21 protein-coding genes are annotated in these 21,766 nt (G+C 66.8%); 6 read left to right on the forward strand and 15 right to left on the reverse strand.

The features are described from left to right. Positions 1–19 precede the first annotated feature (19 nt). The 3 genes from DRB06_RS09265 (at position 20) to DRB06_RS09275 (ending at position 3,319) form a co-directional block, all read left to right on the forward strand. Positions 20–1,390 (forward strand): anaerobic glycerol-3-phosphate dehydrogenase subunit C, encoded by a 1,371-nt coding sequence (locus DRB06_RS09265; RefSeq protein ID WP_111819783.1) that lies wholly within the window; start codon positions 20–22, stop codon positions 1,388–1,390. Positions 1,391–1,602: 212 nt separating this feature from the next. Further along, positions 1,603–2,631, forward strand: a complete 1,029-nt coding sequence (locus tag DRB06_RS09270) for a sugar-binding transcriptional regulator (RefSeq protein ID WP_258522219.1) — start codon at positions 1,603–1,605, stop codon at positions 2,629–2,631. After that, complete coding sequence (locus tag DRB06_RS09275) at positions 2,609–3,319, forward strand: amino-acid N-acetyltransferase (protein WP_083565793.1); 711 nt, start codon at positions 2,609–2,611, stop codon at positions 3,317–3,319. Before DRB06_RS09270 ends, DRB06_RS09275 begins: the two co-directional genes overlap by 23 nt. 67 nt (positions 3,320–3,386) lie before the next feature. On the opposite strand, the gene DRB06_RS16160 is transcribed toward DRB06_RS09275, so the two are convergent. Both DRB06_RS16160 and DRB06_RS09290 read right to left on the reverse strand, forming a co-directional pair. Further along, complete coding sequence (locus DRB06_RS16160; RefSeq protein WP_181575244.1) at positions 3,387–4,712, reverse strand: hypothetical protein; 1,326 nt, start codon at positions 4,710–4,712, stop codon at positions 3,387–3,389. 103 nt (positions 4,713–4,815) lie between these two features. Next, entirely contained in the window at positions 4,816–5,229 is a 414-nt protein-coding gene (locus DRB06_RS09290; RefSeq protein WP_108965889.1) for a hypothetical protein, read from the reverse strand. Between the two features lie 335 nt (positions 5,230–5,564). Here DRB06_RS09290 and DRB06_RS09295 point away from each other — a divergent pair, with 335 nt between their 5' ends. Continuing rightward, the gene (locus DRB06_RS09295) at positions 5,565–6,467 is read left to right on the forward strand and encodes a hypothetical protein (protein ID WP_111819784.1); all 903 of its coding nucleotides are present in this window, start codon (positions 5,565–5,567) and stop codon (positions 6,465–6,467) included. Positions 6,468–6,567: 100 nt separating this feature from the next. Here DRB06_RS09295 and DRB06_RS16165 read toward each other — a convergent pair whose 3' ends face one another. The 13 genes from DRB06_RS16165 to eccD form a co-directional block, all read right to left on the reverse strand. Beyond that, a complete protein-coding gene (locus DRB06_RS16165; RefSeq protein ID WP_181575245.1) occupies positions 6,568–6,723 on the reverse strand; it encodes a hypothetical protein in 156 nt (51 codons plus the stop codon). Then, positions 6,720–7,691 (reverse strand): hypothetical protein, encoded by a 972-nt coding sequence (locus tag DRB06_RS09300; protein WP_111819785.1) that lies wholly within the window; start codon positions 7,689–7,691, stop codon positions 6,720–6,722. Before DRB06_RS09300 ends, DRB06_RS16165 begins: the two co-directional genes overlap by 4 nt. 231 nt (positions 7,692–7,922) lie before the next feature. Continuing rightward, complete coding sequence (locus DRB06_RS09305) at positions 7,923–8,171, reverse strand: hypothetical protein (RefSeq protein WP_111819786.1); 249 nt, start codon at positions 8,169–8,171, stop codon at positions 7,923–7,925. Between the two features lie 287 nt (positions 8,172–8,458). Next, positions 8,459–9,517 (reverse strand): DNA/RNA non-specific endonuclease, encoded by a 1,059-nt coding sequence (locus tag DRB06_RS09310; RefSeq protein WP_111819787.1) that lies wholly within the window; start codon positions 9,515–9,517, stop codon positions 8,459–8,461. A gap of 343 nt (positions 9,518–9,860) precedes the next feature. Further along, positions 9,861–10,388, reverse strand: coding sequence for a hypothetical protein (locus DRB06_RS09315; protein WP_111819788.1), 528 nt, complete (start codon positions 10,386–10,388; stop codon positions 9,861–9,863). Then, positions 10,385–11,350, reverse strand: coding sequence for a hypothetical protein (locus tag DRB06_RS09320; protein WP_111819789.1), 966 nt, complete (start codon positions 11,348–11,350; stop codon positions 10,385–10,387). The genes DRB06_RS09315 and DRB06_RS09320 overlap by 4 nt, the downstream gene beginning before the upstream one ends. A 114-nt stretch (positions 11,351–11,464) precedes the next feature. Beyond that, positions 11,465–12,100: a DUF6301 family protein gene (locus DRB06_RS09325; RefSeq protein ID WP_220093012.1), complete on the reverse strand. Its 636-nt coding sequence runs from the start codon at positions 12,098–12,100 to the stop codon at positions 11,465–11,467. 155 nt (positions 12,101–12,255) lie between these two features. Next, positions 12,256–15,393, reverse strand: a complete 3,138-nt coding sequence (locus DRB06_RS09330) for a hypothetical protein (protein ID WP_146750852.1) — start codon at positions 15,391–15,393, stop codon at positions 12,256–12,258. Positions 15,394–15,463: 70 nt separating this feature from the next. Further along, positions 15,464–15,775 (reverse strand): type VII secretion target, encoded by a 312-nt coding sequence (locus tag DRB06_RS09335; protein WP_073330027.1) that lies wholly within the window; start codon positions 15,773–15,775, stop codon positions 15,464–15,466. Beyond that, entirely contained in the window at positions 15,775–16,287 is a 513-nt protein-coding gene (locus DRB06_RS09340) for a YbaB/EbfC family nucleoid-associated protein (protein WP_111819791.1), read from the reverse strand. The genes DRB06_RS09335 and DRB06_RS09340 overlap by 1 nt, the downstream gene beginning before the upstream one ends. Before the next feature lie 84 nt (positions 16,288–16,371). Next, positions 16,372–17,946: a S8 family serine peptidase gene (locus DRB06_RS09345; RefSeq protein ID WP_108965907.1), complete on the reverse strand. Its 1,575-nt coding sequence runs from the start codon at positions 17,944–17,946 to the stop codon at positions 16,372–16,374. Continuing rightward, the gene (gene eccB / locus DRB06_RS09350; RefSeq protein ID WP_108965909.1) at positions 17,943–19,271 is read right to left on the reverse strand and encodes a type VII secretion protein EccB; all 1,329 of its coding nucleotides are present in this window, start codon (positions 19,269–19,271) and stop codon (positions 17,943–17,945) included. Before eccB ends, DRB06_RS09345 begins: the two co-directional genes overlap by 4 nt. After that, complete coding sequence (gene eccD / locus DRB06_RS09355) at positions 19,272–20,582, reverse strand: type VII secretion integral membrane protein EccD (RefSeq protein WP_111819799.1); 1,311 nt, start codon at positions 20,580–20,582, stop codon at positions 19,272–19,274. 438 nt (positions 20,583–21,020) lie between these two features. Here eccD and DRB06_RS09360 point away from each other — a divergent pair, with 438 nt between their 5' ends. Both DRB06_RS09360 and DRB06_RS09365 read left to right on the forward strand, forming a co-directional pair. Next, entirely contained in the window at positions 21,021–21,353 is a 333-nt protein-coding gene (locus DRB06_RS09360) for a WXG100 family type VII secretion target (RefSeq protein ID WP_073330015.1), read from the forward strand. A 53-nt stretch (positions 21,354–21,406) separates the two neighbouring features. Further along, positions 21,407–21,697, forward strand: coding sequence for a WXG100 family type VII secretion target (locus tag DRB06_RS09365; protein WP_073330012.1), 291 nt, complete (start codon positions 21,407–21,409; stop codon positions 21,695–21,697). Positions 21,698–21,766 lie beyond the last annotated feature (69 nt).

The raw sequence follows: 21,766 nt of genomic DNA on the forward strand, positions 1-21,766 counted from the left end.
TAACGAAGGAGCAGGACTGATGTTCGACGTCGACACCCTGGCTCAGCGCTGGGACCTGCCGCTGCCCGGCAAGGGCGGGGCGCGGGTCAAGAGCGGCGCCGCCGCCGTCGAAACCGCCGCCCACTCGCTGGCTCGAGCCAGCCTTGACTGCTGCGTCAAGTGCACCATCTGCGAGACGATGTGCCCGGTCATGGAGGTCACCGACCTGTTCCCCGGCCCGAAGTTCGTCGGCCCGCAGGCGGAGCGCTACCGCAACGGGGAGAGCGTGGACCACTCCATCGACTACTGCTCCTCCTGCGGCACCTGCACGCGGGTGTGCCCGCAGGGCGTGAAGATCGCCGAGCTGAACAACCAGGCCCGCGCCGTCATGCGCGCGCAGAACAACGCTGTGCCCGTGCGCGACCGGCTGATCACCCAGACCACCCTCATGGGCAAGGTGATGACCCCTATCGCGCCGCTGGCCAACGCCGCACTGGCCAACAAGCCCATCCGCGTGGTCATGGAGAAGACGGTCGGGGTGCACCGCGACGCGCCCATGCCGCACGCACAGCCGCAGTCATTGTCCGGCTGGCTGCGTCGTCGCACCAAGCGGGCCCGCACGCTGGTGCCCGCCGGCTCCCGCGGGCCGATCGTGTTCTTCCACGGCTGCGCCGGTGGCTACTTCGAGGTGGAGACCTCCAAACGCGCCATCGAGGTGCTTGAGCACATCGGCTATGAGGTGATCGTGCCCAAGCAGGGCTGCTGCGGCCTGGCCGCCCAGTCCAACGGCCTGTACGGGCAGGCGTCTGCCAATGTGGTCAAGTTGTGCGAGCAGCTGGCGGCGGCCGGCAAGGACCTGACGATCGTTTCCTCCTCCGGCTCCTGCGCCGGCATGCTCAAGCACGAGGCTCACGAGATCATGGGCGTGGACGCCGAGGTACTCGCCGACGTGTCCCCGCGGACGGTGGAGCTGTCGGAGTTCCTGCGCGACCTGGACGACGCCGGTGAGTTGCCGCACCACTTCCGCCGCATCGACGCCACGGTCGCCTACCACGCCCCCTGCCAGCTCAAGGGGCAGAACATGGGGATGCCCGCGATCGAGCTCATGGAACTGGTGCCGGGCTTCCACGTGGTCGAGTCCGGCCGGGCCTGCTGCGGCATCGCCGGGACCTACGGTTTGAAGAAGGAGAAGTACGACGTCGCCCAGGCGGTCGGTGGACCCCTGTTCGACATCGTGCGTGAGGTGAACCCGAACCTGGCGGTGTGTGAGACCGAGACCTGCCGTTGGCAGATCGAGCAGTCCAGCGGCGTCAAGACGGTCCACCCGATCTGGGTGCTGCACGCCGCCTACGGCCTGTCCCGGCTGGCCGGCATCGAGCCCAAGCCGGAGCGCGCCGACCGGGCGCGCTGACCCCGCGGATATCGCGTCCAACCCGTTTGGACCGCCATCCTCTGTTCGGACCCCTGCCTTCGGTTTGGAGCGCCGCAGTGTGCTACTGGGGCGATCCAAACCGACTTACGGGGGCCAAACCGGTGCCAGGTGTCAAGGGCAGCCGCCGGCGCATGCGATAATGGTCGCTCATGGCGCACGAACGTGCAGGCCAGTGGGTGACAGGGGGATGCATGACGGAGGGGGCCGGCAGCACGGTCTCACTCGAGCGCTGCTATGAGGCCGCCTCGATGTACTACGTCCAAGGGGAGACCATGGACGTGATCGCCCGCCACCTGGGCGTGTCGCGCTCCACCGTGTCCCGCCTGCTGACGCGGGCACGCGCCGACGGCATTGTCCGCATCACCCTGACCGCGCCCGGCGGTGCCGGCACCCTGGAGGCGGCACTGAGGGACACCTTCAACGTCTCCGCCCGGATCGTGCCCGTGCGCGAGGGCACCACCGAGATTCACCGGCTGGAGCAGGTCGCCGCCGTGGCCGCCGAGGAGCTGGTGGCCCTCGCCCCCGAGAACGGGGTGATGGGTGCGGCCTGGGGCACCACCATGTCGGAGGTCTCCGCCGCCCTGCCGCGACGCCGCGTGCCGGGACTGACCGTGGTTCAGCTCAACGGGGCCACCGCACCCGAGGGCGACGGCCCGAATGTGGGGGAGGTACTGGCCGACTTCGCCGAGCGACTCGGCGCGCGCACCGTCGCCTTCCCGGTTCCCGCGTTCTTCGACCACGCCGCCACCCGGGAGGCCATGTGGTCGGAGCGCTCCGTGCGGCGCGTGCTGGCGCTCGCGGACCGGGCGAGCCTGGCGGTTTTCGGCGTCGGCTCACTGGATCCGAGTGCGGCGCTGCCCAGCCAGGTCTACAGCGGCGGGCACCTGAGCGAGCAGGACCGCGCCCTGCTGCTGCGCGACGGCGTCGTCGGTGACGTGTGCACCGTCATGCTGCGTCAGGACGGCACTTGGCGTGACGTCGCCCTCAATGTGCGCGCCACCGGTCCGACGCCGGCGCAGCTGTCGCGGATTCCTCGCAGACTGTGTGTGGTGGCGGGTGTCGGCAAGACGCGCGCCCTGCTGGCGGCGTTGCGGGCCCGCGTGGCCACCGACCTGGTGGTCGACGACGCGACCGCCCGCGCGGTGCTGGCGCTGGCCGCACGGAAGGAGAAGCGCGAACATGGGCCGCATGCGCAATATGCCCAGCACCGACAACGCTGAGTCGAGCGCCGTGGTGCCCGCAACCAGCGCGGGAGCCGAAACGGATGCGACCACCGCGGCGGATGCGGCGGCGTCTGCCGCCCCGACGGCATCGCCGGCGGTACCCGTGGCTGCGTCCGACGCTGCCGCCCGGCTGCCCGACCGCTTCCGGGACGCGGCCTGGCGCACCGTGCTGCGCCCCGCCCGCCCTGCCGACGCGCGCGCCATCGCCGAGCTCGTGCGCCCCTATGCGGAGCGGCGCATCCTGATCGGTAAGGACCTGATCAACTACTTCGAGGACATTCAGGAGTTCACCGTCGCGGAGGGCACCGGCCAACTCGACGGCGCTACCGAGTCGGGGCTGATCGGCTGCGGCGCCCTACACGTCATGTGGGATGACATCGCGGAGGTGCGCACGCTGGCGGTACGCCGCGACCACCTGCACCACGGCGTCGGCCATGCCATCTTGAACAACCTGCTGGACCGTGCCCGCACCCTGGGGTTGCGGCGGGTGTTCTGCCTGACCTTCGAGGTCGACTTCTTCGCCGCCCACGGGTTCAAGGAGATTCAGGGCACGCCCGTGGGTACCGACATCTTCGTGGAGATGCTGCGCAGCCACGACGACGGCGTCGCCGAGTTCCTCGACCTGGCGCGTGCCAAGCCCAACACCCTGGGCAATACCCGCATGCTCCTGGAGCTGGACGACTGAGAGAACATCCGTTAGCCGCTCCGGGAGGCGAAGGACGCCGCTCGCGTTCAGGCGTTGTTCGTCGGGGTCACCAGGAGTCGGACTCCTGGGTCCACTCCGGGGTGGTCAAGGTCTCCAGCGAGCCCGCCTGCCCGGCCACGCCGGGATCCGCGATGTAGTCCTCCTGGACCTCGTCTTCCAGCAGTGGGATGTCGTAGGTGCCGTGGGGGCGCCGCCGTTGGCGCGACTGCCCCCCGCCGCGTCCCGCGGCCGGCGCACCCATGGCGGGGCGTCCGGTTGCGCCGTGCGCGGCGGATCCCGCGGTGCTGCTGCCCTGAGCGGAAGCGGCACCAGCAGTGGTAGCCGCCATTCCGGTGCTGCCGTTGATGCCGGCGGTCGTGGTGGCGCCCATTGTTGCGCTGGTGCCGACGGCTGCGGTTCCGCTGGCTCCGCTCAACCCGCGCACGACAGCCGCGGCCGCGGCTGTGGCGCCGACAGTGCCAGCAGTTCCGGCGACAAGGCCGGTGGTGCCGGGACCGCCCGCTCCGCCGACTGACGTGGTGTGACTTGCGGATGCCAGGGGGATGAGTTTGCCGTTCTCAACCGTGTAGCGTGCCGACGCAAATGCGGTGCTCTGTGTCGAAGCCGGACCGTTGACTCTGCTGGTGAAGCGATCAACCTGGGTGACGGAGTGACCGATATGGGTGTTGGGAACGAGACGTGAAGTCGCGGTGACCGCCGTCGTACCGATTGCGGCTGTACCGGTTGCGGTTGGCACGAGGGGGACGGCGTGACCGGTGGCGTAAGTGCCTGCCCCGTAGCCGGCGGTGCTCCCGGCTCCTCCGGAGCCTGCGGCCCCACCGCCGCCGGCGCCTGCTCCCGAAGTGGTGCCACCGCCGCCGCCGTTGCCTGCGGAACTGGAGCTGGGAAGCTCGTCGAGCGGTGTCTGGTCGACCTGGCGATTCGGGTCGAACTCCGGCCGTGAGAGGTCAATCGCGCGCAGGGCCGCTGCCGAGGCGGTCAGCGTGGTGTCCATGGGGGAGAGCGCTTCGGCGGCCTGCCTGTTACGCCTGTCCTCAATGACGATTTCTTCATCCATGATGTCTGAGGTGTGCTCGGGCAGTTCGTCATACTTGGGCTTGGCGGTGCGCATGGAGTCGCGGGCCGTGGTGCGCTCGGATTTGATGGCGTCTACTGCTGCGTACCATTTGCGCACCTCCGCCTGCAGCTGGGCGAGTGCCCCGTTGACGGCGAGTTGGGTCTCGCCCTCGAAGGCGGGGCTGGCGGCGATCGTGCGGATGGTGTCGTCGCAGGAGACCAAGTTCGACCGGATCTGGGCGAGGATGACGTCGTCCCCGTAGTCGTCCAGGTCGAGGTCGTGGATCTTCTTCAACTCGTCGGCGTTCGTTCCCATGCTTCGTTAGTCCTTGTCGATCCTTCGTCGTATGTCAGTCTTCTTGGTTTTCTCTACGCCGGGCCGAGGCGCGTGCGAATCGTACGGCCGCGGGCGGTGGACGCTACTCGGCGGTGGCCCTTGTCTGAGCGGGACCGCCGGGCAGGCCGGTGGGCCTCGACGTATCGGGGATTTCGGAGCGGTTCTCGCTCCACTTCTTCAGGGTCTGTAACGCGTCTTCCTTACTCTGCTCGTCCTGCTCGGTGAAGGCGGTGACGGCGGCGTCATAGTTCGTCTTGAGCGTGTCCAGATCCTTCTGCGTGGAGGCGATGCAGGCCTGGAGCTGATCGAGCACATCGGTGTATGCGCGCATGCAGGAGTGGGCCTGGGTGTGGGTGGACCAGGTCGTGGTCGACTGGTTGACGGTGACCGAGTCCACGCTGGTTGCTGCTGGTGAGGCGTACTCGTCGGAGGCGGTGGCCATCTTGGCGGAGTTGCTCGTCGCGGTGTCGTAGTCGACCGAGAAAGTACCGGACATTGTGTCTCCAACTGTTCGCAGGGGCGGATGTAAATCTGTAGTGGTTGAGGTGGCGGTGGAGCCGTATGTGAACGACCGTAGCCGGTGAGGGCGTTGATCTGAAGGCATGAGAGTGGGGAGCGCTCCCCACCCTCGCGCCGACGTCGAAGCGCCAGGCGTGGTGGGGGGGGCCGACCACCCACATGTCACGAACACGCTACGCCAGTTGTGTCCGGACTGTCACCGTTGTGCGGGCGCTGAAGGCGTGACATCTGCCTCGCCGCCGCGTCATCCCGGGGTTCCCGTCGACTAGCCCCGGTCGTTATCATGATCGTCCCGTGACAGAGGAGAGTGAGATGACGCAGCCGACACCGGGACGGGGGCAGGTCCAGGCGCCTCAGGGGCAGGGGCAAGGGCTGAGCCCGGGCGTACAGGGTTACGGCCAGTACGGGCAGCCCGGCGGGTATGGAGCCCCCGAGTACGGCTCAGATGCCGGCGGGCAGGCGCTCGGGAGCGGTCAGTATGGGCACGTCCCCACGCAGTCCGGCTACGGTTACGTGCAGCCGGGCCCCCCGGCCGGCCAGGGGGCGACGACGCCGTCGGCCGGGCAGCCTTATCCTGCGGGTTTTCAGCAGCCGGGAATGGCGGGTGAGGAGCAGCCCCTGAAAGTTGAACTGGCCCCGATCCCGCTCTCGCAGGAGCGGCTCGTGCTCAAGTCCAACATCACGACATCCGGTGGCTTTGCCTTCTGGTTGACGGCGGGTTTCGGACTCGCCTGCCTGTACGGCGCCGGCTGGTACCTGGTGAATGAGCCGGACAGGATCGGCTACATGCTGGTGGCGCTGTTCGCGGGCCTGGCGTCGCTGGCTCTGGTCGTCACCATGGCGCGCAGTCACACCGTACTGGACGCGACCGGAATCCACCTGCATGTGTTCGGACAAACGCGCGACTTCCCCTGGCCGACCTCGCGCACCAGCCTGTTCGCCCGCGTGACGCTGGGGAAGGTGGTTAAGAGCGCGGATGCCTACATGGTGATGCCGGATGGACAGGCGGTGGCGCTGACGGGACTGTCCTGGATGGGGGCGTGGCCGCCGTCGCTGGAGGCTCGGGCCGTGGCCCAGTGCTCGCGGATCTGGGACTGGGCGGTGGCCCGCGGCTACACGCAGGAGACGCATGAGTACATTCCGCTGTCGGGCGTCACCTGGCAGGCGCAGCAGGTGGTGCGTGAGAGTCAGGAGCGGCGTTACGGGCTGCGGTGATCGACGACTGCTATGAGCCGGTCCAGCATGTGCTGGTTCAGCTTGTCAGTGAGTTGATCAACCCGTCGTCCCGGCACTGCAGCATGTGCCGGGCTGTTGCTCATGCGATTGGTGCTGCGAAGCGGGCGCAGTAGGTGGGGTCTACCGGGGGTGTTTGGCCCTGGGCGTTGGTGATGGTGATGGTGATGGCGACGGCGCGTTCGAAGCGTTCCTGGGGCGTGGGCTGGTCGGGAACGGGCTGGTTTGGCGTGGTCATTGGCTGGTGTCCTCCTGGTCCGGGCCGCTTTCGGATTGTTGGCGCTCCTGCATCCTACGAAAAGTGAACATGGCGGCAATGCCCTCGGACTGCCGGTAGTACCGACGGTTTGGTGCGGGCTTGATCCATGGCTGGGGCCGGTAGGGCAGGATCGGATCACCGTCCCTCCACCAGGGGCCGAACAAGGCGTGGTCGGTGGCGACCCGTGCCGGGACGGGTTCGGCGGAGGGGACAGTTATCGGGCTGCCCGGGTCGGTTGGGACGGCGGGCAGTGGCGTAAGGGTCACGGGAAGCCACAGGACCGGGAGCCTGATCTCCATGGCGTTTAGGTCGGTGGGCCAGGGCTCTGCATCGGTGCGTGAGGCCGCCCATGCCCGCCCGTAGTGCTCCAGCACGAATGTGGTCTGGCCTGCAGGGTTGGTGGTGCGGAATAGTCCTACGATCCAGACGTCCTGATCCGACCGCTCCAGCCCGTAGTCCCACCGATCGGCGTCTATTTCTGTCCGGTCGGCCTGGTCGGTGTCGAGGCGGATGCTGGTCGAAAAGCCTCGACGCAACCGAAGGCTGTAGGTGGGAGGAGTCTTTACCGGCGATAGGACCTCATCGGCCCAACGCGGCTTGCTGGGCGGGACCCGACGCACCCTCGTACCGCCACGCTGATCCTCTAATGCGACGTATTCTGTCTGTGCGTGGCGCAGCCGGTTGCGGCGCCAATTCTCGGCGTCACGTTCTTGGGACTCCTGATCGGTCATGCATTCGTAGTCGATGGTGCCGTCCTCAGGACGGGTGGGGTACCAGCGTCGGTCCCAGTGCTGGTCCTCAAGATCATCGGGGATCTGTCCCAGCCCCAGACGTGTGGACTCGGACTGGTCAATGCGCAAACGGTCTTTGATGACACCGAAGCGGAGGTCTCTGATGTCGCCGGTGAATGGACGGCGCACCCCATCGTCGCCAATCAAATCAAACATGGTTGTGCGGCTCTCCCGGTTTGAGGGCGCAGCGGTTCCCGCGCGGGGCTGCGATCTGTGGTCGTATTTGGGTGCGAGGTGGCGTTGTCGTTGTCGGGTTGGGCGGCGGTGGGGCGTCGCCGATGCCGTGTGCATCGCTCAGGCACGTCCGTATTCCCAGGCGACGTTGCCGATTCCGGGCTTCCTAATCTCAATCGGTGATATAGGTCGACGCCCGCAAAACGGCTGTGGTCAGTCGCCGCGTTCCTGCTCGCGCTTGCGGCGGTAGTTCTCACGGCGACGTGCATTGCGCTCCTGGCGTTTGAGTTCGGCCTCGTAGCCCTTGCGCAGCCAGTCCGGGATGAACTCGTCGTCACGCGGATACAGATCCAGCTCAATCCAACAATCCCGCGGTCCCGGCGGGCCACCATCAGGTTCGTCGAAGATCGGCTCGCGCATCCAGTCGCTCTCCTGGTGCAGCACCCCGTCGGCGGCATCCATCCACAAGTGGCACCACGTCCACGCACCACGACCAGGCAACGCCTGCGCGTGACGAAGATCGCCGAATGGTAGTCGTGTACCGTATGGGGGTATAACCCTATTCGTGGTTCCGTCAACAGTTAACTGTGGGTCGTACTGGCTGGTTCGACCAATAGCGTTGATGACTATTTCGGTATGGGATGCTCCAGCATGCTGTATCCAGTTTTGGATAGTTTCTTCTAATTCTCTAATGACGCACTCTGTCGACTTTATTTCCCTTGGCGTCATTCTTGGTCCTCTTCTTGTGTTCACCGGTTTTCAAAGCGTCTTGGAACTCTAGAAATGCCATTCGCGTCCTGTGAATGTACTTCCCAACGTGTTGGTACTCTATCAACCGGGTTGACGTCGCTGAGACGGTTGACGGAGTCGGCGTTGGCTGGTGGGCCGTCGTACTCGATGCGGATGTCGATGTTCCTGTAGTTGTCCGGGTTAGCGGCGACCTCATACTCAAACCGTCTATAACTCTTCGGGTAGGTGCCGTTGGTCCCGCGGTTGACGTCCTTGTGCATGGGGACCTCGTTGAGATCCTCGGGCCCGCCTCCGCTCTGCGAACCAACCATGTGCCCACCATCATAGGTGTCCTTGGCGATTCCGTCCCCGTAATGGCCGATCCGCTGCTGCACGGACTCGGACCGATACCGCAGGCTCTGGTCGACCACATCCATGCGATCGACTTGGATGCGTACGGTGCGACCCCAGGGGTCGGTGGTGTAGTGGAACTTGCCGTCCACCGTATAGGTGGCATTAGGCAGCGGATCCTTCAGGTCCGGGTTCATCGGGGACACGCCGTCGTGGTCCCACCACGTCTGGCGCAGAGCCGCGGACTCGGTCTCCACGTGCACGATCTCGCCCTGCTCGTTGGTGTAGAACTTGCCGCGTTCGGCCACGTCGTAGCAGGTGTTCGGTTGCAGGTCGACGCCGTCACCGAAGGGCTTGGTCGTCTTAGGTGCCAGTGGGCTGTCGGCTCCAACCGTGACGTTGTGCTTGATGTCGGGCCGGTGCTCGTGGTTAAAGGCATCCTGATCCGGGTCATAGTGCTGCTTGCCGTCCCCGGCGTCAGGCGAGTCCTTCGCATCTGCAGAATCAGCATCCGAGGTCGACTCGCCGTGACGGTCATTGACGGCCTCGTGCTGACCGTCCTTATCGGCAGCGCCGTCCTTCGCGTGGTCGTTGCTGGTGTGGGTGTCGTTGTTGTGGCTGGTGTCGGGGTTGGGTGTGTCGTCGGTTTTGGTGTGTGGGGTTGTGGCCTCGGCTGCTGCGGTATTCGAGTGGGAGTTGTTGTCTTCCGGGTCCCTGCGGGCAGACACGGATTCGGGTTCCTGGCCCTTGGGGCGCTCGGGGTCCGGCGATTCTGGATCCTTGGGGTGCTCGTCGGGGGCCTGTTTGCCGTGCTCGTCGGGTTGATGCTGCTGTGGGCTGTGGTCGCCAGGCCGGTTGCCACCCGGGTCGGCGTCAGCATCGGACCGGCCGTGAGTGTCGGTGTCTGTGTCGTTGGGGTTGGTGTTCCCGGGGTCGCTGGTGCGCGAGAGTCAGGAGCGGCGTTACGGGCTGCGGTGATCGGCTCTGGCTGCTGTGAGCCGGGTGCTGGTTCAGCTTGTCAGTGAGTTGATCAACCCGTCAGCCCGGTACTCCAGCATGTGCCGGGCTGTTTCATGCGATTGGTACGGCGAAGCGGGCGCAGTAGGCGGGGTCTACCGGGGGTGTTCGGCCCTGGGCGTTGGTGATGGTGGTGGCGACGGCGCGCATGAGTTGGGCGACGGCGTCATTGGTGAGCTGGCTGGCCCACTGCTGTTCGTCGGTGGGCATGAGCTGCTCAACCAGTTCGACGGTGTGTCCGGCGACCTGGAGGAAGCGGCCGGTGTACAAGACGGTTCCGGGAAGCAGGGCCACCTCCTGGGCCTCGGGTACGGCAGAAACCGGTGCCACGTCCCTTCCTGTGTGCATTACCACGACGGCGATGCCGGGGCTGGTCATGCCCGCGGTGGCTACCACGAGGTCACGGCTGGTGGCGGTGATACCCCGGGGCACTACCACTCCTGGCTGGGTGCCGGTCGGGCTGGTAATGCCGCGGAAGGTGACCGCCCCGGTGGGCGGCAGCTCGCGCAGTCCCGCGACGGCGCGCTCGAAGCGCTCCTCGGCCGTGGGCTGATCGGGAACTGGCTGGTCGGGCGTGCTCATTGGCCAGCGTCCTCCTGGTTGCGGTGCATCTCCTGTTCCCTTTGCTCTTGTGCCTTCCGGTAGGAGCGCTTGGCTTTGTGGCCCAGTGCTTGTCGGTAGTGTTCACGGTTGGGGGCCGGCTTGATCCATGGCTGGGGCCGGTACGGCAGGACCGGGTCTCCATCACTCCACCAGGGGCCGAACACGGCATGATCGGTGGCGACTTGGGCCGCGACGGGCTCGGCGGATGGGGGGATGGATACTGGGCTGCCCGGGTCGTTGGGGATGGTGGGCAGGGGTGTCAGGGTCACGGGCAGCCACAGCGTCGGAATGCTGAGTTCACTGGCGTTCAGGTCGGTGGGCCAGGGGACGCCATCGGTGCGGGCCGCCGCCCATGCCTGCCCGTAGTACTCCAACACCAAGGTGGTCTGGCCTTCAGGAGCGTCAGTACGGAACAGTCCCACAATCCAGGCATCCTGCTCCTGACGGTTAAGCCGGTCATACCACTGGTTTACGTCGGGCTCAGGCTGGTTGGCGTCGAGGCGGATGCTGGTCAGAAAGCCCCGACGCAACCGGAAGCTGCAGGTGGGCGGGAGCATCTTCAGCCCCGTCGGGTCATCCGCCCAGCGGGGCCTTTTCGGCGGGACCTGGCGTACACGGGTCCTGCCGCGTGTGTCCTCGGTGACCGTGTAATGCAACTGTGCGTGGCGCAGCCGGTTGCGGCGATGATTCTCCGCGTCGCGTTCAAAGAACTCGTCTTTGGTTAAACAGTCGTAGTCGATGGTGCCGTCCTCAGGACGGGTGGGGTACCAGCGACGGTCCCAATACTGGTCCTCCAGATCGTCAGGGATCTGCCCCAACCCCAGGCGCGTGGCCTCCTCCTGATCAATACGCAAACGGTGTTGCACGACGCCTGGGCGGAGGTCACGGATATCGCCGGTGAACGGCCGACGCACTCCGTCGTCACCAATCAGGTCAAACACGGTCGTTCCTGGAGCGTGTGAGTGTCGTATTCAGGCATCGCGATCCGCCTGATAGCCATGCTCGCCTGGCAGAGGATCTGGAAGGGGCGCCAGCACCGCGGTGACCGTCTTGGGTCACCTGTTGGTGCGGGGCCGTGGCGGGGGCTCGGTTGGGAACTCAGCTTCCTCCGCGAGATAGCGTCGTTCAGCCTCGGCCGCACGATTAGCAGCAGGCGAGTCCACGGTGACGTCAATAATCCTTCCCAGGACGCCCACTGTCAGTGATGCCCCGCTCGGCAGGGTCCAGGTGGTGGACTCCTGGGGGCCGTTACGCCCCTGGAAGTGCTTAGTAGTGCCGGTACCGTACAAGCCGGTCAGCACTTCGACGTACTGGGCGTACACCTGGCGCACCAGCACAGCCGCCTCCGGCGGCGCACTGGCTTTAGGAATACGCGAAGCCAACCCCATGTGAAAGGAATTCAGCTGACCTTTGAGATCGATGAAGTATGCATCTTTTCCGCCCAGGTCGTGACCCGTAGTAAACATCATCTCGTCTGTTGGTGACGATTGCCAGCCGAGACGGTCGCGCAGCTCCAGGCCCTCCCGGACACTCATGGGCCACTCGTGCTCCAACCACAGCCGGATCACCGGCACACCCACCTCCGGCGGAACCACCCGAAACACCCCACCACCAGGCAAAGACAACTCAAACCCCGGAACCGCCCCAGCAGGGCCGCCGGTCCCGGCCTGTCCGTCGCTGGCACTGCTCATACCTGCTTCCTCCCTGAATCACTCGGACTGCCCAGTCGGCAAGGCTGTGACCCTTTAGACTACTAAGTATTTTAGGCTGCGCTGTCCGCAATGTCTACTGTATCGGCCGTTGAAGACTTTGCGTAACGCTCAATGCTCGTGGTTAGGGCCGTCATTCAGTCGAGCGCGTCGATCATCTCCTGCAGGGTGTCGCGAACCTTGTGGCCGTTTGGCCCGTCTCCGACCAGGTCGAAGAGGACGTCCTGCACGTGCGGCTCCCCGTGTGGTGTGCGAGTGGAAATGGTTCGGAAGCATAGTTTGGTCTTCCCGCTCTTGATCGCTTCCCACACGTCTTTATGGTCATGGAAGTACTGGGCGTAGCGCGGGTCGGTGATAAGGTGATCGCGCGCGTACTCTGGTGTGCCCTGAGGAAAGTCTCCTTCGAACGTGGTGTGCACAGGCGTTTTGCTCAGCTTGGCGGTGACGCCCTTGTACTCCAGCTCGTAGAAGGTCTTGCCGTCATCGCTCAACGCGGCGCCGTCGGAGTAGCCCCCCGGCGGGGTGTGGCCATTGTTCTCGTTACGCCACGCATCCAGCACCGGAGCGCCATGCGTATCCGAGTAGTGCTGCCCGCCGACCTCGCCGATCGCCGCGGAAGTCTCAGAGACATTCTGCCTGGCGGCGGTCAAATCGGTTGAGATCTTTTGCAGCTTCTTGATCTCTTCCGGGTCGTAGCCATCATCTAAAAGATCACGTATGGTCTGCTGTCGGTTCTCGACATTGAAGGCGTTTCGTCCTAGGCCGTCGGGCATTGAATCGTCCAATTGTCCCAGCAACTCATCGCGCACATTTATATAGTCTTTTCGGTCCTCGAATAACTCAGGAACACTCTTCTGATACCTGTCATCAACGTCGCCGTCAGCACCGTCTGCTCCATCTCCATCGGCGTGATCGTCAGCGTTGTGGTCGTCATCGCCCTCGTGCTGACCGTCCTTGTCGGCAGCGCCGTCCTTTGCGTGTTCGTTGTTGGTGTCGGTGTCGCTGTTGTGGGTGGTGTCGGCGTCGGGTGTGTCCTTGTGGTTGCCGGTGGGGTCGGGTGTGTCGTCGGTTTTGGTGTGTGGGGTTGTGGTGTCGGCTGCTGCGGCGTTCGAGTGAGAATTGTTGTCTTCCGGGTCCCTGCGGGCAGACACGGATTCGGGTTCCTGGCCCTTGGGGTGCTCGGGGTCCGGCTCCTGGCCCTTGGGGCGCTCAGAATCCGGCGACTCCGGGTCCTTGGGGTGCTCGTCGGGAGCCTGTTTGCCGTGCTCGTCGGGCCGGTTGCTGCCTGGGTCGGCGTCAGCATCGGATCGGCCGTGGGTGTCGGTGTTGTTGGGGTTGGTGTGCTCGGGGTCGCTGTCGGTGCCAGTCTTGCCGTCACCGGTGTCGTTGGCGTGTTGGGTGTCAGGCCGGTCACTCTCGGGGGCGCGCTCGGAGTGCGGGTTGCTGGCGTCCGGGGTGTCGGTATCGGGACTGCTGGTGCGCGAGGAGTGCGGGCCGGCACCCTCACCCGTGGGCTGGTCCGGGCGCTCGGAGCGGCCGGTGTCCTGTCCGGTCTCCGGGCTGGACCCGTCGCGGGCGGTGGTGTCGGGCTGGTCGGCGTCCGTGCGTGCTGGCGTGGTTTGGGCATCACGGCCGGCAGACTCGGTGTCGTGTTGTGCGGGCCGAGAGCTGTCCGCGTCGGCGCCGTCACCGGCGTGGGTGCCGTCGGCCTCGGCCTGGGCGTTACCAGAGTCGGCGCGCCCAGTGTCGGTGTTGTTTGTGCGGCTGGACCCGGCGTCAGGGTCGCCGGCCTCGGTCCGGCCGGTGTCCGCCTCGGGGCCGCTGGTGCGAGTGCCCTCCGGGCCACTGCTGCCCGCACGCGGGGAGTCGGCGCCACTTCCGGCGTCGGCGCGCGTGGTGTCGGCGTGTGTGGTGTTGTGGGCGGAGGGGGTGCTGGTGGTGTCGCCGTGGATGGGGTCGATGCCGTGGTAGCTGGCATCGGTCGTCGGGACCGCCGGGGTGGTGGCGGGGGTGTCGGCCTGCGGGGTGGTGGTGCCGGCCCGGGTGTGGCTACCACCAGCGGCATCAGCCATGCTCGCGGACGCCGGGGCCGAGGACGTCGATGCTGCTGGGGACGACGAGGATGCGTGCGTCGCGCCTGCCGAGGAACTCGTAGAGCTGTGAGCGGAGGACGAGGGCGTTGTACCGGTGGTGTCGCCGTGGATCGGGTCGATGCCGTGGTAGCTGGCATGGGACCCGCCGGAGCCGCTGCCTGGGCTACCCGCGCCGCCGGAACTGCTGGCGGAACTTGTGGTGCTGTGGCTGCCGCTGGTGCTGGTGGTGGAGTGGCTGGAGCTCGTACTGCTGGTGGAGTGGCTGCTGGTAGTGGAAGCGCTGTTGCCTCCGCCACCCGAAGTGCTGCTGGTGGTGTGGGCTGCGGTCAGGGTGGTGGTGTGGTGCTTGGGGGTGGAGCCGCTCATGTGGTTCTTGATGTCGCGGCCCACCTGGGTGCCCTTGCTCTCGGCCCAGTCGGACAGGTCGAGCTTCTTCAGGCCGTTCATGAGCTTGGTGACGCCCGGCTCGATCTTCTTCAGCAGCTCGGACAGCGCCTCGAAGGAGTTGACCAGGTCCTTGGCCTTGGAGGCCAGCATGCTGACCTTGTCCGCCACCCAGGTGCCGATCTGTGCCACCACCGCGGGCGTACCCAGGCCGAGGGAGAAGATCTCCTCTGCGGCCGCCTCGAAGAACATGCCGATCGCCTCGGAGATCGCGTCGCGCACCATGTCGTGCACGAACTGCACGATCGCCGCGGAGATCTCTAATCCCTTGGCGATGTTCGCCGCCGCAGCCGACATGGCATTCATACCGCCGGCCAGCTTGCCCGCGCGGGTTCTCCACGCGTCCGCGGTCTGCCCGGCCTGGTCGGCCATGTCCGCGATGAGGTAGTCGTTCAGGCTCGTGGCCTGCTGGGTGTAAGCGTCAGCGATGTTCGTCCAGGTCTGCGACCCGGCTATCACCGCGTCCGCGTCACCGGTGAGCTGCTCCAGCATCTCATCCAGTGGGGAGATGTGCTCAATGATCCAGCCGACGACGATGCTGACTCCGGCGGCGATCGGGTTGGTGACGGTGAAGAGCACGTCCCCGGCCAGACCCACACCCGCCAGGCTCCCCTGCACCCACGAACCCTCGCCGATGGCCTGGCTCAAATCCGAGATGTCCTCGCCAACACCGGTACCCGCCCAAAATGACGACTCCGACTCCTGTTGCGCGGCAACCAGCGGGTTAGCAACAGTCACGACAGACCTCCAGGGGGTGAGCTAATAACGAATAACAGGTGATACGGCGGGCGTGTGGGGTCAGCGGGGATCAGACCGTCGGGTAGGTGTTGTTAGCGTCGGTAGCCGCCTGGGAGTCGGTCTCCTCGAAGTCGGTAGCCACGCTCCGCAGGGTCTGCGCGTCCTCGTCCAGCTGTCCGCTGAGCGTGGAGGTGCCCGAGTCGAAGGCCAGCTTGGCGATCGCGTAGGCCGGGGCGAACAGCGGCGTACATATCACCCCGAAGGGCAGGCCGCTCAGGGCGGCGTCCGAAGCCTGGTCGATGGTGTCCAGTCCGTCGCCTACCGAGGCGACGTGCCCGGCGTGGGTGCGCCACACCTCCGGGGAGATCTCCAGGTCAGCCATCACCAACCACCCCTGAAGCCACGCCCGTCATCGCCCTGCCGGAAGCTTCCTAACGAACCTGTCGGGTCGATCAGGCCCGCACCCCGCGGGGCGGTCCCAGGCCGCCGGCCCGACCCCGACTGCGGCTGCGGTGTCCCCTCGTCCTCGCCGCCGGTGTAGGCCTGCCGGACTCGCTGTGCAACCGCCGAGTCCTCACCCCACACATCCGCGGCCATTTGGGCCGTCTTCTCGCCCGCACGCGCGGACGCCTTCTGGACCGCCCGCATGATCGCCGCGGCCAGATCGCCGGGCGTGAAGTCCATTGCCGGCTCGCGCAGCTTCAAATCGACCAGCCTGCCGGCCGCATCCACCGTCACGCTGATAGCCCGATCCCGGCTCACCTCGGTCTCGCGCAAAGACTCCACCTGCTTCGCCAGACGCTGGGAGGCCTCCGCACGCTCCTGCGCCTGACGCACCCAGCCATCAATATGCGCATGCGCCCGCGACGCGGCGTCATCGATCTCGTTGGCCACCGAAACTCCTCCTCATGCGTGTAACCGAAATGGAACATACCAAACCTGCAACGCCACTTACCAGGTGCACGCGTGGGTAGTTCTTCACTTGCGTGCCGCGGCTCGCGGTGCTCTACCTCCCGCCTTGGACGCCACCAGGGGCAATATCAGCGCGATGGTGCCCACTGCGCCGACGCTCGCCGCCAGCCGCCGCCGTCGAGCCGGCGCCGGGTCGGGGGACGGGGGCGTGGCCATGGCCACCGCCGGGGTTGCCCTTGTGGTACTCCCGCGCGGATTGGCGGGTCCGAGTGCCGTGCCATCGTTGACGAACTCGATGGCCGCGTAGGGCGCCACCAGCCCCCAACCGGTGTTGGCGTTGCGCTCCGCCGGGGAGGTGCGCAGGGCGGTGACGGTGAGTCGGTACGCCCAGTCCGCCGGAGACTCCGTCCCATGAGCCTCCGCCACCAGGGCCGCCGCGGCGCCCGCGTATCCGGTGGCCAGGGCCGTGGACGGAGCCTGCTGAGAGACCACGCAGTCGCCGTCGCCGAAGAATGCGGTCAGCACCGACTGCGCCGGGACGGCGAGGTCGACGTCGTCGCCGTGCAGCACGGCGTCGGAAACCGCGCCCGCGGAGTCCAGGGCGGTGACACCGAGGACACCCTCATAGGCGGCGGGATAACGGGTCGTCGAGTCCGCCTCGGCAGCTTCCGTGCCGGCGGTGCCGATGGCATCCGCAGTGGGCTGCGCGGAAGCATTGGCGGCGGATGACTCCTGCGGCTGGTCGCCGGTGGAGGCAACGACGAGCGCCCCGGCTGCGGTTGCATGCTCCACCGCCGCGGCCAGCTCTGCGGAGCCCTCGCTCAGCGCGCGCGGCACCACGATGATCGTGGCTCCGTTGTCCGCGGCCCAGACGATGCCCGACGCGGTCTGGTCGGCGCGTGGGCCCGTGCCGGCCTCAACGGCGGCCTCCGAGGTGTCCGTCAGCACCCGCACCGGCATGATCGCGGCGTCGTGTGCCAGCCCGGTCAGTCCTGACCCGGAGACGGCGCGCCCGCTGATCACCCCGGCGACGGCGGTGCCCAGGCCGTCCACGTCCGTGGTCGCCTCTCCGGTTCCGGTCAGGTCCACGCCGTCGACGAGCGCGTGGGTCAGGTGCGGGTTGGTTGCGTCCACACCGGAGTCGACGACGGCGACGACGACGCCCTGCCCGGTGGACACGGTCCACGCCTGCTCCGCACCGATCTGTGCGATCACCGACGGCGGGGTCTGCACGAGCGCCGTTTGTCCGCGTTCGCAGTCGGCGACCTCGGTCGCGGTGGTCGGGGTTGGGGCAGTGGTGGGCGTGGGGTCCGGCGTCGGCTCGACCGCTTCGGTGGCCTCTGGCGTGGGCTCCGGCTCCGTGGTCTCCTGGGCGACCGGCTCCTCTTCTGGTGCCTGCGGGGTGGGCTGCGGCTGCGGCTCCGCGGTTTTCTCGGTGCGGGGAATCGTGTTGCGGGCTACGAAGCCGTCGGTCTGAACCGTCGCGGGCGTCTCATCCGCGGACGCCATGCCGCCGGCCGGAAAACCAGCCGCTAAGCCGACTGCGACGATTGAGGACAGGGCGAGCACTGCGCCCAGGCGCCTGCGCCGGTGCGAGTGCCGCAGATCGGTGAACCTGCCGGAAGTGCCGGTGCGGATCATTCCTCGGTGACCCCCTCCCAGACCGCTTCTCGGGAGAGCTCAGTGCCTGTGGGGAACAGGGCCAGCCACGGTGAGGGGACCGTGGCGATCTGCTCCTCCGTGTACCCCAGCCGCTGCACCGTGTCGCTCGGGTCCCCGCCCAGGCCCCAAGCACGGCCCGCATCGGTGATCAGGAAGACCGGTCCCATGGTGCCGCCGGACACCGAACGCACCAGTGCCCCCGTGCCGCCGGCAACGCTCACTCCGCCCGTGGTGATTGCGTCGGCAGAGGCGAGAGCGGTCTGTGACGCATCGCCGGTGGAACTCGCGCCGAGCACGGCACATAGGGAGTCGTCTTCCGAAAGAGCGGTGTCCAGAGACTCGGGCCAGTCCGACGGTGCGCCACCGCTGGTGGATACACGCGTCAGATCGGAGACCCCGACCTCCTGGATCGGAGTGTCCGCTCCCTCGCCGAGTTGGTACATGGTCACCGCCACCTCACTGAGGCGGCTCAGGCTGCCGTCCTGCTGCACGACGTAGTACCGCTCGGCACCCGAAGCGTCGGTAACCGACAGCAGCATGCCCGCGACCGGGTCGGTTATCGCCGCGGACAGGCCGTTCACGGGGGTGCCCGCACCGGGGACGGAGAACGGTTCCAGCGTGCTGCCACGCGCGAATAGGTTGAGCCAGGTGGCGTCGACGGCGACGACGGGCTCCGATTCCAGCCCCAGCGCCAGCAGCGTGGTACTCAGCTGATCGGCAGGGATCTCGTGGCTGACGCCGTCGGCCACCAGATAGGTGGTCTCGCCGACCGACACCAGCGCATGCTGCACGCTGCTCAAGCCGGCGGGGGAGGAGCCCAGGTAGGTCATGGTGGTCCCGTCCGCCGTCGAGCAGGCCGACCATCCGTCCGCCACCAGCCGGTCGGCCTCGGGCAGGTGCTCCGGGGCGTCGTCGATCCCCACCTTGCTGCCGCGCTCAATGCCGTCGAGGACGGAGGCGTCAACGGAGACTTCCTGGAACGAACCGGTCTCGGACAGCAGCATGGCGCTGGCCAGGTTGGTGACCGGCCGCAATCTGCCGTTGATCGTCAGGTAGCGGGCACCCTCGCCGTTGACCACCACCAAGGTGTTGTTCTCCCATCCGTCCGGCAGGGAACTGATGAACAGTCCGGAGACCCAAGACACCAGCAGGATTACCAGTGACAAGGCGATACCACCGATTAGCGGACGTGTCACGCTGCGGGGCTCAAGCTCGCGGCCCCCGGGGGCACCGGCGACGAATACGGTGACGAGGCGACGGCGGTTGAACCGCTGCGCATCCAGGATGTCCTTATTGGAAGCCACCTACAACACCTCGCAGGCCAACGCCGCCAGCGGCAGGATGGTCAGCAGCACGATGATCTCGGCAGCGTCGGCGACGCGGGCCAACTGTGGCCGGTACGTCGGACCGAGCACATTCAACAGCAGCACAACAACCCCGACGGCACCAACGACAGCTGTCACCGGTGCCACCAGGTCGGTGCGGCTGACCGCAACCGTTACCACCACTGTCGCCAGGATTCCCATCCCGCCGACGATCCCCGCCACGACGTCGGCGCGCGAGCGCACCGCCCGGGTGCCCAGCAGCGAGGCGACGGCGATGGCGGTGGCCAGGGCGGTGCCGGCCCAGCCCTGGGACATGAGCGAGGGGACGCTTAGCAACACGATCAGCGAGCAGGCGATACGGGTGGATAGCACCAGGCCGCGAGAGTTCATCACTCGAGCCGTAAGGGACGGCGCGACCTCCATGTCCGGCTCCGGTCTGATCGAGTCGATGCGATCGGGCAGGCGTACGTCGATCGGCACGGAGGCAAGCGCCAGCCACGGCGCAAGCAGAGACAGGACCGCGGCGCAAGCGGACACGATCGCCAGCATGTGTGGTAGCGGCTGATGAGCGAGCTCGGTTCCGAACCCGACGCTGATCAACGCGACCCCGGCCACCACCGGTCCCGCGACGAGCGGACGGTCATTGCCGAGCAGCGGGATGCAGGCGAGCACGGTCATCGCCAGGGCTGCGCCGGCAAACGCCAGGCGCAGGCCACTGGGTGAGGCGGCCACTTCCGAGTAGCCGGTGTAGGCCGCGACGGCGACCAGCGCTCCCGCGGTGAGCACCAGCGCCCAACCGTGCGTCCTGCCGAGCCGCTTGAGCGCGTATGCGGCCAACACCAGCACCAGAGCCGCCGTCGCCGCGGCCACGGGCGCGAACAGGCCCGGACCGTCCTGCCGCAGCAGCAGCCCTCCGGCGACCAAGAACATCACACAGGTGGAGACTACGGACATGGTGGTGGAGTCCGCGGGACGCCACGCGACCTCCTGCCGCTCAACCGCCGTCGCCACCGCTTCCACGAGGTCGTCATAGCGGGCGGCCTCATCCGGGTTGCGCACTTCCAGGGTGAGCACACTGCCGGCCGCCACCCGTTGCTCCTCCAAGGACCGCGAGTCCTCCAGGCCGATGCCGGCTGCCGTGACCAGCCGCATGCCGTAGACCGCCCCGTCGGGCTCCAATGCGTCCAAGCGTTGCGCGAGGGATGGCAGGACCTCTGCCAGGGGTAGGTTCGCAGGCAGCGACACGTCGGCCGGGATGCCGCGATATATCACAGTGGCGGGCACTGTCATCACGCCGTGTACGGTACTGCTCGACTGGCTCAAAGGCACTCTCCTGCGACGGGAACGACCTGCGGGCAAGTCGGAAGAGGTCGGCGCCGGTGACACGTCATCCGATGCCGCCGCGCGGGGAGGACGCGGCTCCCGCCTGCCACGGGGAGGACTGTGCCATCGTGGCACATCTGGGCCTCCGTGTCACGGCGGCGTTAATGCCGCCGTTCTGCCGGGATGGGTATTTCTACCCACCGCAGGTGGCGGTGTTTGAGTGCGAGATTGGTTAAAACCGTAGACAACGGAACGTGTGGAGGGGTTAGTCTTGGTCCGTTACCGAACCTCCTCCGGGATGTGTCGCGGTGGTTACCGCGGTCACAGCGGATGAGGGCGGAACGGCGCTCGCGGTCCTCTGCTCGGCGCCAGACTCTGCACCACACCTGAGAAAGGTCACAGACCATGAGTACTAACCTCGCAGCCGGGAGCGGCACCCTAGCCAATGCCGCAAACGTCGTCGCCACCCATCGCGGCCAGCAGGAGAGCATCCTGCGCAACGTGGAGAACGCCGTCCAGGAGCTCAGCCCCGGCTGGAAGGGGACTGGTGGGGCGGCCTTCACCGCGGCGACCAACCAGTGGCTGCAGGACGCCCGCAGCATCGTACGGGTACTCAGCAATTTCGAGTCCGGGCTGCGGAACACCGACGCCGCCTACCAGAACACCGAGGAGGAGACGGCGTCGAACGCCCAGAGCCTCGGGGCCAACTCGCAGGGCTACCACGGGATGATGGCCTGATCCCGCAGGCTTACAGCTAGCTCACACCACGCTTACGACTTAGGAGAGTAACTATGACCGACATGCTGGTGAACTACGGATCGATGTCCGCCGCGGCCGAGGCCCTGACTCAGGCGTCCTCGGCGATGAGCTCCGACCTGGAGGACATGGACGCGGAACTGCGCCCGACCCAGTCCGACTGGAGTGGTGAGGCGCAGGCCCAGTACACGGCTGCCAAGGCGCAGTGGAACCAGTCGCTCCAGGACATGAACGCGCTGCTCGCGCAGCTGGGCGCACACGTGACCTCGTCCTCGGAGAACTACAACGCTACCGACGTGCGGGGGCGGGCCAACTTCGGAGGCTGAGCCGACCTGCCGCCGTTTTCAGCGGGCTGGTTCGTCCAGAACCATTGGAGTTCTGGACGAACCAGCCCG

The organism is Actinomyces sp. Z5 (assembly GCF_003287795.1).
GTDB lineage: Bacteria > Actinomycetota > Actinomycetes > Actinomycetales > Actinomycetaceae > Actinomyces > Actinomyces glycerinitolerans.

Excerpts from the sequence above, each read along its gene's own strand:
- DRB06_RS09265 (WP_111819783.1), top strand. The coding sequence starts at position 20 with ATGTTCGACGTCGACACCCTGGCTCAGCGCTGGGACCTGCCGCTGCCC.
- DRB06_RS09270 (WP_258522219.1), top strand. The coding sequence starts at position 1,603 with ATGACGGAGGGGGCCGGCAGCACGGTCTCACTCGAGCGCTGCTATGAG.
- DRB06_RS09275 (WP_083565793.1), top strand. The coding sequence starts at position 2,609 with ATGCCCAGCACCGACAACGCTGAGTCGAGCGCCGTGGTGCCCGCAACC.
- DRB06_RS16160 (WP_181575244.1), bottom strand. The coding sequence starts at position 4,712 with ATGGGAACGAACGCCGACGAGTTGAAGAAGATCCACGACCTCGACCTG.
- DRB06_RS09290 (WP_108965889.1), bottom strand. The coding sequence starts at position 5,229 with ATGTCCGGTACTTTCTCGGTCGACTACGACACCGCGACGAGCAACTCC.
- DRB06_RS09295 (WP_111819784.1), top strand. The coding sequence starts at position 5,565 with ATGACGCAGCCGACACCGGGACGGGGGCAGGTCCAGGCGCCTCAGGGG.
- DRB06_RS16165 (WP_181575245.1), bottom strand. The coding sequence starts at position 6,723 with ATGACCACGCCAAACCAGCCCGTTCCCGACCAGCCCACGCCCCAGGAA.
- DRB06_RS09300 (WP_111819785.1), bottom strand. The coding sequence starts at position 7,691 with ATGTTTGATTTGATTGGCGACGATGGGGTGCGCCGTCCATTCACCGGC.
- DRB06_RS09305 (WP_111819786.1), bottom strand. The coding sequence starts at position 8,171 with ATGGATGCCGCCGACGGGGTGCTGCACCAGGAGAGCGACTGGATGCGC.
- DRB06_RS09315 (WP_111819788.1), bottom strand. The coding sequence starts at position 10,388 with ATGAGCACGCCCGACCAGCCAGTTCCCGATCAGCCCACGGCCGAGGAG.
- DRB06_RS09325 (WP_220093012.1), bottom strand. The coding sequence starts at position 12,100 with ATGAGCAGTGCCAGCGACGGACAGGCCGGGACCGGCGGCCCTGCTGGG.
- DRB06_RS09335 (WP_073330027.1), bottom strand. The coding sequence starts at position 15,775 with ATGGCTGACCTGGAGATCTCCCCGGAGGTGTGGCGCACCCACGCCGGG.
- DRB06_RS09345 (WP_108965907.1), bottom strand. The coding sequence starts at position 17,946 with ATGATCCGCACCGGCACTTCCGGCAGGTTCACCGATCTGCGGCACTCG.
- eccD (WP_111819799.1), bottom strand. The coding sequence starts at position 20,582 with ATGACAGTGCCCGCCACTGTGATATATCGCGGCATCCCGGCCGACGTG.
- DRB06_RS09360 (WP_073330015.1), top strand. The coding sequence starts at position 21,021 with ATGAGTACTAACCTCGCAGCCGGGAGCGGCACCCTAGCCAATGCCGCA.
- DRB06_RS09365 (WP_073330012.1), top strand. The coding sequence starts at position 21,407 with ATGACCGACATGCTGGTGAACTACGGATCGATGTCCGCCGCGGCCGAG.